This is a genomic window from Micromonospora sonchi, assembly GCF_014646235.1.
Classification (GTDB): domain Bacteria; phylum Actinomycetota; class Actinomycetes; order Mycobacteriales; family Micromonosporaceae; genus Micromonospora; species Micromonospora sonchi.
Genome location: NZ_BMNB01000013.1, coordinates 105,447 through 119,845, shown reverse-complemented (window position 1 = coordinate 119,845; position 14,399 = coordinate 105,447). Strand labels below are relative to the sequence as shown.

At 72.8% G+C, this 14,399-nt stretch carries 18 protein-coding genes and 2 tRNA genes; 13 read left to right on the top strand and 7 right to left on the bottom strand.

The window, feature by feature from the left end:
- Positions 1-89 precede the first annotated feature (89 nt).
- The 4 genes from IEY61_RS16015 to IEY61_RS16000 all read left to right on the top strand — a co-directional run bounded on the left by IEY61_RS16015 (position 90) and on the right by IEY61_RS16000 (position 1,710).
- Positions 90-166: transfer RNA gene (locus IEY61_RS16015), tRNA-Met, on the top strand.
- Between the two features lie 159 nt (positions 167-325).
- Positions 326-402 (top strand) — tRNA-Met (locus tag IEY61_RS16010).
- A gap of 112 nt (positions 403-514) precedes the next feature.
- Entirely contained in the window at positions 515-757 is a 243-nt protein-coding gene (locus tag IEY61_RS16005; protein ID WP_189045002.1) for a hypothetical protein, read from the top strand.
- Positions 758-876: 119 nt separating this feature from the next.
- The gene (locus tag IEY61_RS16000) at positions 877-1,710 is read left to right on the top strand and encodes a phosphoribosylaminoimidazolesuccinocarboxamide synthase (protein WP_189045000.1); all 834 of its coding nucleotides are present in this window, start codon (positions 877-879) and stop codon (positions 1,708-1,710) included.
- A 5-nt stretch (positions 1,711-1,715) separates the two neighbouring features.
- Here the strand turns inward: IEY61_RS16000 and IEY61_RS15995 are convergent, their stop codons facing one another.
- Complete coding sequence (locus IEY61_RS15995) at positions 1,716-2,186, bottom strand: ATP-binding protein (protein WP_189044998.1); 471 nt, start codon at positions 2,184-2,186, stop codon at positions 1,716-1,718.
- 117 nt (positions 2,187-2,303) lie between these two features.
- On the opposite strand from IEY61_RS15995, the gene macS reads away from it, so the two are divergent.
- A complete protein-coding gene (macS, locus tag IEY61_RS15990) occupies positions 2,304-3,416 on the top strand; it encodes a MacS family sensor histidine kinase (RefSeq protein WP_229705947.1) in 1,113 nt (370 codons plus the stop codon).
- 1 nt (position 3,417) lies between these two features.
- Positions 3,418-4,080: a response regulator gene (locus IEY61_RS15985; protein WP_189044996.1), complete on the top strand. Its 663-nt coding sequence runs from the start codon at positions 3,418-3,420 to the stop codon at positions 4,078-4,080.
- A 6-nt stretch (positions 4,081-4,086) separates the two neighbouring features.
- Here IEY61_RS15985 and IEY61_RS15980 read toward each other — a convergent pair whose 3' ends face one another.
- Positions 4,087-4,662: a DUF5709 domain-containing protein gene (locus IEY61_RS15980; RefSeq protein WP_189044994.1), complete on the bottom strand. Its 576-nt coding sequence runs from the start codon at positions 4,660-4,662 to the stop codon at positions 4,087-4,089.
- A 136-nt stretch (positions 4,663-4,798) separates the two neighbouring features.
- Here IEY61_RS15980 and IEY61_RS15975 point away from each other — a divergent pair, with 136 nt between their 5' ends.
- Positions 4,799-6,001, top strand: coding sequence for a glycosyltransferase (locus tag IEY61_RS15975; protein ID WP_189044992.1), 1,203 nt, complete (start codon positions 4,799-4,801; stop codon positions 5,999-6,001).
- Positions 6,002-6,062: 61 nt separating this feature from the next.
- Here IEY61_RS15975 and IEY61_RS15970 read toward each other — a convergent pair whose 3' ends face one another.
- The 4 genes from IEY61_RS15970 to aroA form a co-directional block, all read right to left on the bottom strand.
- Complete coding sequence (locus tag IEY61_RS15970; RefSeq protein ID WP_229705951.1) at positions 6,063-6,914, bottom strand: hypothetical protein; 852 nt, start codon at positions 6,912-6,914, stop codon at positions 6,063-6,065.
- A 59-nt stretch (positions 6,915-6,973) separates the two neighbouring features.
- On the bottom strand, positions 6,974-7,777 hold the full coding sequence (hisN, locus tag IEY61_RS15965) for a histidinol-phosphatase (protein ID WP_189044987.1): 804 nt from the start codon (positions 7,775-7,777) through the stop codon (positions 6,974-6,976).
- 46 nt (positions 7,778-7,823) lie between these two features.
- Positions 7,824-8,843 carry a ribosome small subunit-dependent GTPase A gene (rsgA, locus tag IEY61_RS15960; RefSeq protein ID WP_229705950.1) on the bottom strand — a complete coding sequence of 340 codons (1,020 nt, stop codon included), beginning with the start codon at positions 8,841-8,843 and terminating at the stop codon, positions 7,824-7,826.
- 138 nt (positions 8,844-8,981) lie between these two features.
- The gene (gene aroA / locus IEY61_RS15955) at positions 8,982-10,283 is read right to left on the bottom strand and encodes a 3-phosphoshikimate 1-carboxyvinyltransferase (RefSeq protein ID WP_189044985.1); all 1,302 of its coding nucleotides are present in this window, start codon (positions 10,281-10,283) and stop codon (positions 8,982-8,984) included.
- A gap of 104 nt (positions 10,284-10,387) precedes the next feature.
- On the opposite strand from aroA, the gene IEY61_RS15950 reads away from it, so the two are divergent.
- The 5 genes from IEY61_RS15950 to rsrA all read left to right on the top strand — a co-directional run bounded on the left by IEY61_RS15950 (position 10,388) and on the right by rsrA (position 13,755).
- On the top strand, positions 10,388-11,098 hold the full coding sequence (locus IEY61_RS15950; protein ID WP_189044983.1) for an SOS response-associated peptidase: 711 nt from the start codon (positions 10,388-10,390) through the stop codon (positions 11,096-11,098).
- Positions 11,099-11,293: 195 nt separating this feature from the next.
- Positions 11,294-11,686, top strand: coding sequence for a WhiB family transcriptional regulator (locus IEY61_RS15945; protein ID WP_189044981.1), 393 nt, complete (start codon positions 11,294-11,296; stop codon positions 11,684-11,686).
- A 108-nt stretch (positions 11,687-11,794) separates the two neighbouring features.
- The gene (locus tag IEY61_RS15940; protein WP_189044979.1) at positions 11,795-12,409 is read left to right on the top strand and encodes an alpha/beta hydrolase family protein; all 615 of its coding nucleotides are present in this window, start codon (positions 11,795-11,797) and stop codon (positions 12,407-12,409) included.
- Between the two features lie 241 nt (positions 12,410-12,650).
- Positions 12,651-13,466 carry a sigma-70 family RNA polymerase sigma factor gene (locus IEY61_RS15935; protein WP_189044977.1) on the top strand — a complete coding sequence of 272 codons (816 nt, stop codon included), beginning with the start codon at positions 12,651-12,653 and terminating at the stop codon, positions 13,464-13,466.
- A gap of 1 nt (position 13,467) precedes the next feature.
- Positions 13,468-13,755 (top strand): mycothiol system anti-sigma-R factor, encoded by a 288-nt coding sequence (rsrA, locus tag IEY61_RS15930; RefSeq protein WP_189044975.1) that lies wholly within the window; start codon positions 13,468-13,470, stop codon positions 13,753-13,755.
- 126 nt (positions 13,756-13,881) lie between these two features.
- Here rsrA and IEY61_RS31810 read toward each other — a convergent pair whose 3' ends face one another.
- Entirely contained in the window at positions 13,882-14,010 is a 129-nt protein-coding gene (locus tag IEY61_RS31810; protein WP_268240649.1) for a 50S ribosomal protein bL37, read from the bottom strand.
- Between the two features lie 148 nt (positions 14,011-14,158).
- Here IEY61_RS31810 and IEY61_RS15925 point away from each other — a divergent pair, with 148 nt between their 5' ends.
- A complete protein-coding gene (locus tag IEY61_RS15925; RefSeq protein ID WP_091068708.1) occupies positions 14,159-14,374 on the top strand; it encodes a biotin/lipoyl-binding carrier protein in 216 nt (71 codons plus the stop codon).
- Positions 14,375-14,399: the final 25 nt, after the last annotated feature.

The window sequence follows — 14,399 nt, the reverse complement described above, 5'->3', positions numbered from 1 at the left end:
CCGTTCCGTCGGTGGAGCCCGCGCGAGACGGCCGTCCCGTGGGTCGTTTTGCGGTAGCCGGGGTTGGTGCGCTACGGTGGATCTACCAACGCGGGGTGGAGCAGCTCGGTAGCTCGCTGGGCTCATAACCCAGAGGTCGCAGGTTCAAATCCTGTCCCCGCTACCACCGCATCAACGGCCCCGGACCCAGTCCGGGGCCGTTGGTCATTCCCAGCGAGATCGTGCTGCGGACTCGTCCGTCGCGAGGCCAGCGTGCACCAAGATTCGCTGGGGTGGGGGTGGGTGATGGGGGTGTCGGGGGCGTGCGGTAGAGTGGTTTTAACGACGCGGGGTGGAGCAGCTCGGTAGCTCGCTGGGCTCATAACCCAGAGGTCGCAGGTTCAAATCCTGTCCCCGCTACCACCGCATCAACGGCCCCGGACCCAGTCCGGGGCCGTTGGTCGTTTCCGGGTTCAACCGGCGCGGCACGTGTCCGTTTGCGTTCCGGGTTGCCGTGGTCGGCGAGGATGAGCCCATGTCTTTCTTTGGCAAGTGGTGGGGGCGGCTCGGCGCGCTCCTGGGTGCGGTCGTGTTGTCGGTGTTCGTGCCGGTCGCCGCGTGGGCCTCGACCGGTACCGGGGAACTGGTGGTCGAGGCCGCCCGGCGGCGCGGACGCGGCTTCGGGTTCTTCGGTGTGCTGAGCCTGCTCTGCTGCCTGCTGGTGGTGGCCGTGGTCGTCCTGCTGCTGATCCGGCTGACCCGCGGCCGCCGGCGCTGACCCGGCCTGGACCGGCGCTGACCCGGCCTCCGGTGTTAAAAGGGGGCCCCTCCTCTACCGCAGGCGTTAACAAGGGGCCCTTCCTTTCACTGGGCGGAGGTGGTGGTGTACTTGTGGCCGTGGAACTTCTGCACTCCGGCAAGGTCAGGGATCTCTACGTTGACGGGGACGATCTGATCCTGGTCGCCTCGGACCGCGTCTCCGTCTACGACGTGGTGCTGCCGACCCCGATCCCGGACAAGGGCAAGCTGCTCACCGCGCTGTCGCTGTGGTGGTTCGAGCAGCTCGCCGACCTGGTGCCCAACCACGTCATCTCCGCCACCGACGTGCCGGCCGAGTTCGCCGGGCGGGCGATCCGCTGCCGCCGGCTGGAGATGGTTCCCGTCGAGTGCGTCGCCCGGGGCTACCTCACCGGCGGTGGCCTGAAGGAGTACGAGAACACGGGCGCCGTCTCCGGCGTCGAACTGCCGCGCGGCCTGGTCGAGGCGGCCATCCTGCCGGAGCCGATCTTCACCCCGTCGACCAAGGCGCCGCTGGGTGAGCACGACCAGCCGATGACCTTCGCCGAGGTGGTGGAGAAGGTCGGCGGGGAGACTGCCGAGCGGCTGCGGCGGGTGACCATCGACATCTACTGCCGGGGCGCCGAACTCGCCGCCGACCGGGGCATCCTGGTCGCCGACACGAAGATCGAACTGGGCTGGGCGGCCGACGGGACGCTGGTCCTCGGCGACGAGGTGCTCACCCCGGACTCGTCCCGGTTCTGGCCGGCCGAGTCGTACCAGCCGGGGCGCGCGCAGTTCTCCTACGACAAGCAGTACGTGCGGGACTGGGCGACCGCCAGCGGCTGGGACCGGCGGGACCCCGCGCCCGAGGTGCCCGCCGAGGTGGTGGAGGCCACCCGGGCCCGCTACGTGGAGGTCTACGAGAAGCTCACCGGCAACCGCTGGGAATGATCCGTTCACTCCCGCCGGTGCCGGCCGATGTGCTGTTCGGTGGGGACGGTGGCGGAGATGATGCGCACCGTGGTGCCGGCGGAACCGGTCTCCACCTCCATCGCGTCGGTCAGCTCGCGGGCCAGCCACAGGCCCCAGCCGCCGGCGATGTCGGGCGCCGGCCGGTCGCGGTCGTCGAGGCGCTGGACGCTGATGCCCGTTCCGTGGTCGGAGACCTCGCAGAGCACCAGCCCGGGCTCCTGCCACAATCGCAACCAACCCTGACCGCCGCCGTGCCGCACGGCGTTGGTGATCAGCTCGTTGACCGCGAGCACGAAGTCGTCGAGGCGATCCTCGCGCAGCCCGGCGGAGCGTGCGTGGGAGGCGACCGAGTGTCGAAGCTCGGTCACCTGGGCCTGGTCGAAGGCGTCGGCGATCAGGAGGGCGTGTTCGATGGGCACCACCGTACGCGGTCTGCGGGATTGTGCGTTCGTCATGGCCCCGTCCCGACAGGAAGATCGCGAAGGCTTACGCGGCATTTTCCACCGTACGTCAGGGTTCGCTCAGCCGCTCGGCCGAGGGGTGCCGAAACGGCCTGTGGCATCGTGACGCACGTGCCCGCGCCCGGTGCTTTCGAGGTCCCGCTCTGGCGGGCCGTCGCGGTGTACCGGGTGGCCTCCCTGGCGTACGTCTGCGTGGTGGTGGCCCGCGACGCGGACCGCTACACCCACCCGTTCGCCGCCGGTGCGCTGGTGCTGGTGATGGCGGTCTGGACCGCCGTCACCGCGTTCGGTTACGCCGTCGGGTCCCGGCGCGGCTGGCCGCTGCTGCTGGCCGATCTGGCGGTCGTCCTGGCGATCCTGCTGGTCACCCCCGTGGTGATGGGCCGGGCCGCGCTCGCCGCCGACCTGCCGACCCTGTCGGTGGCCTGGCTGGGCGGGCCGGTACTGGCCTGGGCCGTCTCCGGCGGTCGGCGGCGCGGCGCGGCGGCCGCGCTCGTGCTCGGCGCGGCCGACCTCGCCACCCGGGGCTTGCTCACCCCGAGCGCGCTCAACGGCGCGATCCTCATGCTCCTGGCCGGCGTGGTGGTCGGGCATGTCGCCCGGCTGACAGTGGCCGCCGGGGAACGGTTGCAGCGGGCCGTCGAGTTGGAGGCCGCCACCCGGGAACGGGAACGGCTGGCCCGTGACATCCACGACTCGGTACTCCAGGTGCTCGCCCTGGTGCAGCGGCGGGGCGAGCACCTGGACGGTACGGCCGGCGAACTCGTCCGGCTGGCCGGCGAGCAGGAGGCGGCGCTGCGCGCGCTGATCTCCGATACCGGGTCGGCCCCCGCCGCCGACGCTCCGGTGGATCTGCGCGGACTGCTCGGCCGGTACGCCTCGGCCACCGTCTCGCTCTCCACCCCGGCGACCCCGGTGCCGCTGCCCCCGGCGGTCGCCCGCGAACTGGCCGCCGCGGCCGGCGCGGCGCTGGACAACGCGGCCCGGCACGGCGGCGGGCGCGCCTGGGTGCTGCTGGAGGACGAGGGTTCGGCGGTCACCGTCTCGATCCGGGACTCCGGGCCCGGATTCGCGCCGGACCGGCTGGCCGAGGCCGCGGCCCAGGGCCGCCTCGGCGTGGCCCAGGCGATCCGGGGCCGCCTGGCCGACCTCGGCGGCACCGCCCGGATCAGCTCCACCTTGGGCAGCGGCACCGAGGTCGAACTCACCGTGCCGAGGAGATGACATGAGCGGCGTACGCGTGATGGTGGTCGACGACCATCCGATGTGGCGGGAAGGCGTGGCCCGCGATCTCACCGAGGCCGGGTACCACGTGGTGGCCAGCTGCGGGGAGGGGCGCCAGGCGGTCCGCGTGGTCGCCGCGACCGTCCCCGACGTGGTGGTGCTCGATCTGCAACTGCCCGACATCTCCGGGGTCGAGGTGATCCGGGGGCTGCGCGCGGCCCGGCCCGAGGTCCGGGTGCTCATGCTCTCGGCCAGCGGCGAACAGCAGGACGTGCTGGACGCGGTGAAGGCCGGGGCCACCGGCTACCTGTTGAAATCCGCCGCGCTGGCGGAGTTCCTGGAGGCGGTTCGGCGTACCACCGCGGGGGAGCCGGTCTTCACGCCCGGGCTGGCCGGACTGGTCCTCGGTGAGTACCGCCGGCTGGCCGCCGTCGGGCAACCCGGGCGGACCGGGCGCGGGAGCCCGCCGCCCCGGCTCACCGAGCGGGAGACCGAGGTGCTGCGGCTGGTGGCCAAGGGGATGTCCTACAAGCAGATCGCCGAACGGCTCGGCCTGTCCCATCGGACGGTGCAGAACCACGTGCAGCACACGCTCAACAAGCTCCAACTGCACAACCGGGTCGAACTCACCCGGTACGCGATCGAACGCGGCCTCGACGACTGAACCGCGTCACACCGAGTGCGGCGGTCGGGTCTCGTGGATGGCCAGTTCCTCGGCGCTGGCGCCGCCGCCGGCCGCCCCGGCGTCGTACGCGATGGAATCGGTCTCCTGGTCGGTGTGCGTACCCTCGTCCGGTTGGACCAGCCGGCCGACCGTGGCCTCCGCGGTGCCGCCCAGCTGGCCGTGGTCGTAGATCGAGACCGGGGATTTCGGGTCGGAGGTCGGGCCCGGGTCGATCACGTCGGCGTCGAGCTGGGCCTGCGCCGCCTGCTCGCGGCTGTCCGCCTCGGCCGCGATGCCCGGGTCGACCGGGCCGGCGAGCGGATCGTCGACCGCCGGCTCGAGCTGTTCCCGGCTCAGCTTGTAGTCCAGCGACTCGCCGTCGAGTTGCTCGTCGGCGGTGGTGCCGAAATGGTCGACGGCCACCGTCGACGCCCGGTCGCCGGGCAGCTGCGCCGGTGCCGGCCCGTCCGCCTCCCGCCCGGTCAGCACGTCGTCTCCGGCCGTCGAGTCGTCGTCGGCGGTGTCGGGCAGACCGTCGGCCTCAGGATCGGACACGGGGGTGGGGTACTCGTCCTCGCGCATGCCTGAGCACTACCCGCTGCCCTCCCCGCGTAACCGCAGCCGCCCATGCCGATCTGCCAGGTTTCGGCTCCTCGGGGCCGGGTTAATGGGACGCTTTGACCGGAGGACCACCGCCTCATCCGCATGGAGGTGACCCGTGCGCGTCGGCCTCGTCTGCGCCCACGCCGCTGCGCCACCGTCCGGCGACAGTACCGTCGTCGGCACCTACCAGCACATCGCACGGGTGGCTGCCGAACTGGCCGGGCGAGGACACGACGTCCGGGTGTACACCCGGCGGGACGATCCCGAGGCGGCCGAGAGCGTCGTCGTGGACGGCTACCGGTTGCACCGGGCACCGGTCGGACCGGTCGCACCGATCCCCACCGCCGAGCTGGTGCCGTACGTGGCCGAACTGGGCCAGTGGCTGGCCGACCAGTGGACCGGCGACTGGACTCCGGAGGTGGTGCACGGCCACTACTGGATCGGCGGGCTGGCCGCCGCGCACGCCGTCCGGCAGACCGACATCCCGATGGTGCAGACGTTCCACTCGATCGGCATGGAACAGCTGCGGCACCTCGGCCCGCAGTACGACGGCCCGGGTGCCCGCATCCCACTTGAGCGCGCGCTGACCAGGGCGATCGACATCGCGGTCGCCCAGTGCAACGACGAGGTGGACGAGCTGACCCGGATGGGTCTGCAACGTGCCTCGGTCGCGCTGGTCCCGACCGGCGTGGACACCGAACAGTTCCGCCCTGACGGCGAGGCCGCTCCGCGCGAGCAGCGGCCGCGGATCCTCTCGGTGGGCGGGCTCTCCCGGGGCCACGGCCAGGAGGACCTGATCCGGGCCATGCGCCTGGTCGGCGACGCGGAGTTGGTGATCGCCGGCGGTCCGCCAACCGACCGGCTGGCCAACCACGCCGAGGCCCGCCGGCTGCGCGAGTTGGCCGAGCGCGCGGGCGTGGCCGAGCAGGTGGAGCTGGTGGGCGCGGTGCCGCACGGCCAGATGGCCACCTGGTACCGCTCGGCCGACGTGGTCGCCTGCACCCCGCGTTACTCGTCGGCCGGGCGGGTGTCGCTGGAGGCGATGGCCTGCGGTGTCCCGGTGATCGGCTACGCCATGGGTGGCATCGCCGACGCCGTGGTCGACGAGGTCACCGGGAAGCTGGTGCCGCCGGGCGACGTACGCGCCCTCGGGATGACGCTGCGCCGACTGCTCACCGACAACGCGGGCCGGTTCGCGTACGGGCACGCGGCGGTGGACCGGGTGCGGTGCAGCTACACCTGGGAACGGACGGCGGCCGCCCTGGAGCGGCTGTACGAGCGGGTGGTCGGCCGGCGAAAACCGGTCGAGGCCGCCTGAGCGTGCCGGGTGTTAAAAAGGGGCCCTTCCTCTACACGAGGCGTTAAGAAGGGGCCCTTCCTTACACCTTGCCGGCGGCGATGACGGCGCGGGTGGACCTCTGGGCCACGGCGTGGTGATGCTGTGGTTCGGCGTACCGGGTGAGCCCGATGACCGAGGCGAGGGTGATCAGGAAGCCGATGCCGGCGAGCCACTCCCGGCCCGGCCAGATCTTGTCGTTGAGCAGCACCAGGCCGATGATCGCGGCGGGCACCGCGCCGGCGGCGTCCATGGCGGCCACCGCGGCGGTGGTGGAACCGCGCTGCATCGCCAGCCCGAGCAGGAGCTGGCCGACGACGGAGTGCCCGACGAGCAGGTAGAGCAGTGGGTCGGTGAGGAACGCCTCCCAGCTCGGCGCGGAGGCCAGCGGCCGGGCGGCCACCGCGGCGGCGGAGAAGCCCAGCCCGGCCAGCGAGCCGAGGGCCACCGAGCCGGGGGCGCCGCGCAGCCGGACCGCGAAGAAACCCAGCACCGCGATCACCACGAGGGTCACCAGCAGGGCCAGCATGCCCGCCGTACCCAGAGGTTTCGACGGCGCCGGCCGGGCGGCGAGCACCAGCGCGCTGATCCCGGCGAAGAGCAGCAGGAGCAGCACGATCTCGGCCGCCGGCAGCCGCCACTTCAGCACCACCACGCCGAGGATGGCGGTGACCCCCAGCCCAGCCGCCACGCTCGCCTGAACCAGGAACAGCGGCAGATCCCGACGGGCCAGGAAGGCCAGCACGAACCCGGCCACCTGGCAGACCAGGCCGACCAGGTAGGTGCGGTGCCCGGCCAGGCGCAGCAACAACCCGGGATCGAAGGAGTGATGCACCGTGGTCCGGGCGGCGGCGACCGACTGCAACAGATTGGCGATGCCGTACGCGACGATCATCGCCGCCAGGAAACACCAACCAGCGGTAGCCACCTGGCGAGGATAGAGGTTACCTGGCGTCAGTGCGCGGTCGGCCGACCCAGCCTGCCGAGGATGTCGGGATGCAGAGCACCGTTGCTGGCTACGGCGCTGTTCTCGGCTCCCGCGGGAGCGGGACGGCCGGCCAGGTCGGTGAAGGTTCCCCCGGCCTCGGTCACGATGGGTACCAGCGCGGCCACGTCCCAGAGCGACAGTTCGGGTTCGACCATCACGTCCAGCGTGCCCTCGGCCAACAGCATGTAACCGTAGAAGTCGCCGTACGCCCGGCTGCGCCAGGTGTCCCGCATCAGCTGGAGCATCGGCTCCAGCCGCCCGGCCTGCTCCCAGCCCTCCAGCGAGGAGTAACAGAGGCTGGCGTCGGCCAGCTCGCGTACCCGGGAGACCCGGATCTGCTCGCCCCGGGTGGCGTCGGGGCCCGCGTACGCGCCGGTGCCGTGCGCCGCCCACCAGCGTCGGCCCAGCGCCGGCGCGGAGACCACCCCGACGACCGGCCGGCCGTCGACCAGCAGTGCGATCAGGGTGGCCCAGATCGGCACGCCCCGCACGAAGTTCTTGGTGCCGTCGATCGGGTCCACCACCCACTGCCGCGCTCCGGCGGCCGGCGTGGCGCCGTACTCCTCGCCGAGCAGCCCGTCGCCGGGGCGCTCCGCGGCGAGCAGAGCGCGGATCTCCCGTTCCACGGCGGTGTCCGCGTCGGAGACCGGGGTCAGGTCGGGTTTCGACTCGACCCGCAGGTCGAGCGCGCGGAAACGGGCCGTGGAGAGGGCGTCGGCGGCGTCGGCGAGCCGATGGGCGAGGGCGAGTTCGTCGGCGTATCCGGTCATGCCGGACACCGTAGCGAGGCACCGGCCGGCGGGGCCGGCACCCCGCTCACTCCGCGCGTCCACGCGGGTCGGCCTGGCCGCGCGGGTCGCTCTGGCCACGTGGGTCGCGCGGGTCGCTCTGGCCACGTGGGTCGGGCTCGCCGCGTGGGTCGGGCTCGCCGGCCTGGGAGGCCAGCAATCGGCGGTACGAGGCCAGCCGGCGGGGATCGGCCCGACCGTCGGCGACCCAGGCACCCAGCGCGCAGTCGGCCTCGTCAGCAGTGTGCGGGCAGTTCGCCGGGCAGTCGACGGTGGCCGCCACGAGATCCGGGAAGCCGTGCAGCAGGCTCTCGGCCGAGACGTGCGCCAGCCCGAAGCTGCGTACGCCAGGGGTGTCCACGATCCAGCCGGGGTCGTCGTCGGCGCCGGGCAGGGCGGGCAGCCGCAGCGCCACCGCGCTGGTGGAGGTGTGTCGGCCCCGACCGATCGCGCTGACCGCGCCGACCGCCCGCTCGGCCTCCGGCACCAGGCGGTTGACCAGCGTCGACTTGCCCACCCCGGAGTGCCCGACGAGCACCGAGAGCCGACCGGCGAGCAGGCTGCGCAGCGCGTCCAGCGGCGAGTCCGGCCGGATCAGCACGTACGGCAGCTCCAGCTCGGTGTAGTAGTCGAGCACCGCCTCCGGGCCGGCCAGGTCGGCCTTGGTCAGGCAGAGCAACGGCTCGATGTCCGCGTCGTACGCGGCCACCAGGCAGCGGTCGATGAACCCGGTGCGCGGCGGCGGGTCGGCCAGCGCGCTGACGATCACGAGCTGGTCGGCGTTGGCGACCACCACCCGTTCCAACCGCCCCTCGGCGGTGCTGGCGTCGTCCTCGGCGGTGCGGCGCAGCACCGAGCGGCGCGGCTCGATCCGGACGATGCGGGCCAGCGCGCCGGGCGCGCCCGAGGTGTCGCCGACCAGGCCGACCCGGTCGCCGACCACCACCGACTTGCGCCCCAACTCGCGGGCGCGCATCGCGGTGACCGTCGGTTCGTCCGCCCCGACGCCGGCCAGCACGCAGGTGTAGCGCCCCCGGTCCACGGCGATGACGAAGCCGTCCCTCGCGTCGGCGTGCCGGGGGCGGGTGCGGGTACGCGGACGCGAGGACCTGCCGGGCCGGACCCGGACATCGTCCTCGTCGTACTCCCGCCGCCTGGTGGCCAGGGCCGCTCCTAACCTGATCGCTCAGCTCTTGCCGGTCACCATCGTCGACCATAGTGCCGGGAACTCGGGCATGGTCTTCGAGGTGCACGCCACGTCGTCCAGCTCGATGCCGGGCACGGCGAGGCCGACCACCGCCGCCGCGTGCGCCATCCGATGGTCGTCGTACGTTCGGAACATTCCGCCGCGCAGCGGGCGGGGCCGGATCTGGAGCCCGTCGGGCTCCTCGGTCACGTCCGCGCCGAGCGCGGTGAACTCGCGGGCCAGGGCGGCGAGCCGGTCGGTCTCGTGGCCACGGATGTGGCCCACCCCGGTGAGCACCGAGGGGGAGTCGGCGAGCATCGCCAGCGCGGCCAGCACCGGGGTCAGCTCGCTGACGTCCGACAGGTCGGCGTGCAGGCCGTGCACCCGCCCGCCGCCCCGCACGGTCAGCCCCTCGGTGGTCAGCGCGACCTCGGCGCCCATCTGCTCCAACAGCGGCCGGAGCAGCTCGACCGGCTGGGCGCTGCCGCGCGGCCAGCCCTGGAGGGTCACCTCACCGCCGGTGACCAGGGCGGCGGCGAAGAACGGCACCGCGCCGGAGAGGTCCGGCTCGATCTCCCAGCCGCGTCCGGTCAGCGGACCCGGCTCGACCACCCAGACGTCGGTCGTGCTGTCGTCGACCGCCGCGCCGGCGGCGCGCAGCATGCGTACGGTCATCCGCAGGTGGGGCGCGGAGGGCACGGGCGGGCCGACGTGCCGGACCACCAGGCCCCGGTCGAAACGCGGCGCGGCCAGCAGCAGCCCCGAGACGAGCTGGCTGGAGGCCGAGGCGTCGATCACCACCTCGCCGCCGGTGACCCGGCCGGTGCCCTGGACCACCAGCGGCAGGCTGCCGGGACCGGTGGTGTCGATGCGCACCCCGAGCGAGCGCAGCGCCTCGATCAGCGGCCCGAGCGGCCGGGTGCGCGCGGCCGGATCGCCGTCGAAGGTGACCTGCCCGTCGGCCAGCCCCGCGACCGGTGGCACGAATCGCATGATCGTGCCGGCGAGCCCGACGTCGACGTGCGCCGGGCCGACGAGCCGGTGCGGCCGGAGCAGCCAGCGCTCGTCGTCGGCGATCGAGACATGTGCGCCCATTGCGCGCAGCCCCGCGGCCATCAGTTCGGTGTCCCGGGCGCGCAGCGGTTTGGCCAGCGTCGAGGGGCCGGTGGCCAGCGCGCTGAGCACCAGTGCCCGGTTGGTCATCGACTTGGAGCCGGGCAGGCGCAACGACGCCGAGACCGGGTCACTGGCGGTCGGGGCGGTCCACGGCTGTGGCGGCCGGGTCGCGGTCAGATTCCCCACGCCCCCTATTCTGCCGTGTCGCGCGCGGCGCCGGTCGTGGCCCACGCCGCTCCTCCCGGTGGACGGGACATCGTGACGGCCGACACCGCGCTAGCGTGTGCCACATGTGCGGGAGGTACGCCACGACCCGGAGCGCCGGCGACCTGAGCGGCCTCTTCGAGGCCGTCGACGAGACCGGCGGCAAGCTCGTCGCCGATTACAACGTCGCGCCGACCGACCCGGTGCCGTTGATCCGGGTCGGCGCCGAGGGGCATCGGGCGCTCTCGCGTGGTCGCTGGGGGCTGGTGCCCGCCTGGTCCCGCTCACCCGCCGGCGCCGCCCGGATGATCAACGCGCGGGCCGAGACGGTGGCGACCAGCCGGGCGTACGCTTCCGCCTTCGCCCGTCGGCGCTGCCTGATCCCGGCCGACGGCTGGTACGAGTGGGTCCGCCGGCCGGACGGAGCGAAGCAGCCGTACTACCTCACCCCGCGGGACGGGTCGGTGCTCGCCTTCGCCGGCATCTGGTCGGTCTGGGACGGCTCTGCGGCCCCGCTACTGACCTGCAGCGTGCTGACCACCGCCGCGCTCGGTGAGCTGGCCGAGGTGCACGACCGGATGCCGCTGCTCCTGCCGCCGCAGCAGTGGGCGGGCTGGCTGGGAACGGCCGGCGACCCGGCCGAGTTGCTCGCGCCCCCGCCGCTCGACTGGCTCGCCGGGTTGGAGATCCGGCCGGTGGGGCCGGCGGTGGGCGATGTCCGCAACGACGGCCCACAACTCACCGCCCGGGTGCCCTCGACGCAGCCCACGACACCGGAGGACATGACGCTGTTCTGATTACCGGTCGCGCATTGTCGGGAGTGATTTGCCGGGGTTGCGGGCGAAACGTCGCACAACCGTTCTGGCAACTTCCCGGCAGGGTCTTGTCCTCGCATCGGTAAATGCGATAGAACACAGCGCCGGTGGCGGTGTCGTTCGCGCCCTGTGAACGCCCTCCATCGATATTTCTGATCCCACGGGGGAGGTGGGTGGATGACCCGGGCGCGTATGCCCCGTCCGCACGAGGTGGCCGCCGCGCGACGTGATCCGCGGCTGCTGCGTGCCCTGCAAGAACGTCGACAGGACGAAGCCTGGCGCACCAGAGGCACGTGCCAGAGCGTCGACCCGGAGACGTTCTTTCCGGCGCCGAACGAGCCGGCCGACGCCGCGGTGGCGCTCTGCCACAGCTGCGACGTGCAGGGCTCCTGCCTGGCCTGGGCGCTGGAGGTCGGTGACTGCCACGGCGTGTGGGGCGGCACCACCCCGCGCGAGCGGCGGGCGATGCTGGTCGCCTGGCGCAGCGAGGTGCAGCCCGATCCGGATGCCGCTGCCGAGGCGGGCCCGCCGGTCCGCGACCGGCTGCTCACCCTGGTGCCGCTGAGCTGACCGCCAGCACGCCCGATCCAGATCGGCGGTGTCCGACCTCGCGTCGGGTGCCGGGCGAGGTCGTCGGGACGGCGCGGGGTGGGCGAGCGCGGGCCGCAGAATGGGACCGTGCCGCACGACGATCTCCTGGACACCCCGCGCGGTCCGGCGCGGGTCGACACCGGCCTGCCCGCCGAAGCCGCCCGGGCGCTGCTGGTCCTCGGCCACGGCGCGGGTGGCGATGTCGACGCCCCCGATCTGCGCGCGCTCGGCGACGCGGCGGTGGCCGCCGGGTTGGCAGTGGCCCGGGTGACCCAGCCCTATCGGGTCGCCGGCCGCCGGGCACCGGCTCCCGCCGGGCATCTCGACGAGGCGTGGACCGCCGTGCTGGGCGTGTTGCGCGACCGGCATCCAGGCGTACCGCTGCTGGTGGGTGGCAGGTCCAGCGGGGCCCGGGTGGCCTGCCGGACCGCAGCCGCCGTGGCCGCCGTCGGGGTGGTCGCGCTCGCCTTCCCGCTGCATCCGCCCGGGCGCCCGGAGCGTAGCCGGGCCGGTGAGTTGGCGACCGGCGTGCCGACGCTGGTGGTCAACGGTGACCGGGATCCGTTCGGCGTGCCGGAACCGGCCCCGGGGGTGCGGGTGGTGATCCGGCCGGGCGAGCGGCACGACCTACGCGGCGACCCAGCCGCCACGGCCGCCGTGGTGATCGACTGGCTGCGCGAGCACGGCTGGGCCCGGACCTGACCACGTCGACCGGAGCGCGGCCCGCCGTCGGCGGTGCCGTTTCCGTCGGTCGGGGCGGGTCGTTGCATCCGGTGGTGTCGCCGTGCCCCGCTCCGGGCGGCGGTTGCACCGGGCTCCCAGGCCCTTCCTGGTCCCAGCCCCGGCGCACGGCCGCGGGCGGGACCAGGAACGGGGCTGGAATGCCGCGACCCGCAGTGGGCGTTGAACCCCTCGGATGACCACTGTGCGAGGGGGGTGACCGGTGCCGACCGAGATCCGGAGCCGGGAACGCGACGAGCGGGAGGCGCGGCAGCTCAGGCGGCTGCTCGCTGGCCCGGACTGGCCGGCGACGGTGTCGCCGCCCGAGGTGGCGACGGGCACACCCGTCGGAACCGAATCTACTGGTGGGTCGGGACGCGTATCCTCGGCGGGGAAGCATCCGACCCGAGGGGATGTGCGGTTGACCACCGAGAAGACGGACGAGCGCAGGGCCCGGTTCGAGCGGGATGCGATGCCCTTCGTTGATCAGCTGTACGCGGCTGGTCTGCGGATGACGCGTAACCCGGCGGATGCCGAGGACCTGGTCCAGGAGACCTACCTCAAGGCGTACGCGGCCTTCCACCAGTTCGAGCAGGGCACGAACCTGAAGGCCTGGCTCTACCGGATTCTGACCAACACCTACATCAACTCCTACCGGAAGCGGCAGCGGCAGCCGGTGCAGGCGCCCACCGAGGAGATCACCGACTGGCAGCTCGCTGCGGCGGAGTCGCACACCTCCAGAGGGCTGCGGTCCGCGGAGACCGAGGCGCTCGACCGGCTCCCCGACACCGACGTCAAGGAGGCGCTCCAGCAGTTGCCGGAGGAGTTCCGGCTGGCGGTCTACCTGACCGATGTCGAGGGCTTCTCCTACAAGGAGGTCGCCGAGATCATGGGTACGCCGATCGGCACCGTGATGTCGCGGTTGCACCGCGGGCGTCGTAATCTGCGCAAGCTGCTTGAGGGTTACGCCGCGGAGCGCGGCTTCTCCGCCGCATCGTCGGGCCGGAGTTCGACCGCCGCCAGTGGCCGGGAGGTGTGACGTGAGCTGTGGAGACCCACACGAGACGCATTGCCGTGAGGTTCTCGCCGAGGTCTACCTCTACCTCGACCTGGAGTGTGAGCAGGAGCGCCGGACGCTGATCCGCCAGCACCTCGACGAGTGCGGTCCGTGTCTGCGGGAGTACGGCATCGAGCAGGAGGTCAAGGCGCTGGTGGCCCGCTGCTGCGGCAACGAGTCCGCACCGGACGAGCTGCGCGAGCGGCTGCGGGTACGCCTCAGCGAGCTGGTCGTCGTCGAGACCACCGAATCGCGCGAACTGACCGACTGAGCGCACGCCGACAACGACGAGCCAGCAAGGACGAGCAGGCAAGACGAGCCGACAACGACGACGCCGGTGGCCGACAGGCCACCGGCGTCCTGCTGTCCGGTCCGCGACGCGGTCCGGTCCACCCGCTCAGGAGTTGGGGCGCTTGCCGTGGTTGGCGGCGCTCTTCCTACGGGCCTTCTTCTTGCGGGCCTTCTTCGCCATGCTGACCTCCTCGTGATGATCGCCTGCCCAGGACCTCGGGCCCCGGGCATGCACCGGTCGTCCCTGGGCCGCCGGTCCGACCCGTTGATGCTAAGTCGTGGTCCGAGGTCCCGGCGCGGCCGGGGGCGGTTCCGCCGTGGACCAGCTGCCGGCCCCCACATGATTGGATACTGCGCAGACAGTCGCGAGAGAGGGGCCGGAGATGGCCGAGGAGATCCGCGCAGAGATGGTGGCGAACGTCTGGAAGGTCGTCGCGTCGGCCGGGGACACCGTGTCCGAGGGGGACACCCTGGTGATCCTGGAGTCGATGAAGATGGAGATTCCGGTGGTGGCCGAGTCCGACGGCGTCGTGCAGCAGCTCGCGGTGAACGAGGGCGACGTGGTGCAGGACGGTGACCTGATCGCGGTGATCGGTTGAAAGGAAGGGCCCCCTGTTAACGCCT

Bases quoted from the DNA above. Each gene is read 5' to 3' on its own strand.
- IEY61_RS15950 (WP_189044983.1), top strand. From the start codon at position 10,388: ATGTGCGGGAGGTACGCCACGACCCGGAGCGCCGGCGACCTGAGCGGC.
- IEY61_RS15985 (WP_189044996.1), top strand. From the start codon at position 3,418: ATGAGCGGCGTACGCGTGATGGTGGTCGACGACCATCCGATGTGGCGG.
- IEY61_RS16005 (WP_189045002.1), top strand. From the start codon at position 515: ATGTCTTTCTTTGGCAAGTGGTGGGGGCGGCTCGGCGCGCTCCTGGGT.
- IEY61_RS15945 (WP_189044981.1), top strand. From the start codon at position 11,294: ATGACCCGGGCGCGTATGCCCCGTCCGCACGAGGTGGCCGCCGCGCGA.
- IEY61_RS15970 (WP_229705951.1), bottom strand. From the start codon at position 6,914: ATGATCGTCGCGTACGGCATCGCCAATCTGTTGCAGTCGGTCGCCGCC.
- IEY61_RS15995 (WP_189044998.1), bottom strand. From the start codon at position 2,186: ATGACGAACGCACAATCCCGCAGACCGCGTACGGTGGTGCCCATCGAA.
- IEY61_RS15980 (WP_189044994.1), bottom strand. From the start codon at position 4,662: ATGCGCGAGGACGAGTACCCCACCCCCGTGTCCGATCCTGAGGCCGAC.
- IEY61_RS15925 (WP_091068708.1), top strand. From the start codon at position 14,159: ATGGCCGAGGAGATCCGCGCAGAGATGGTGGCGAACGTCTGGAAGGTC.
- hisN (WP_189044987.1), bottom strand. From the start codon at position 7,777: ATGACCGGATACGCCGACGAACTCGCCCTCGCCCATCGGCTCGCCGAC.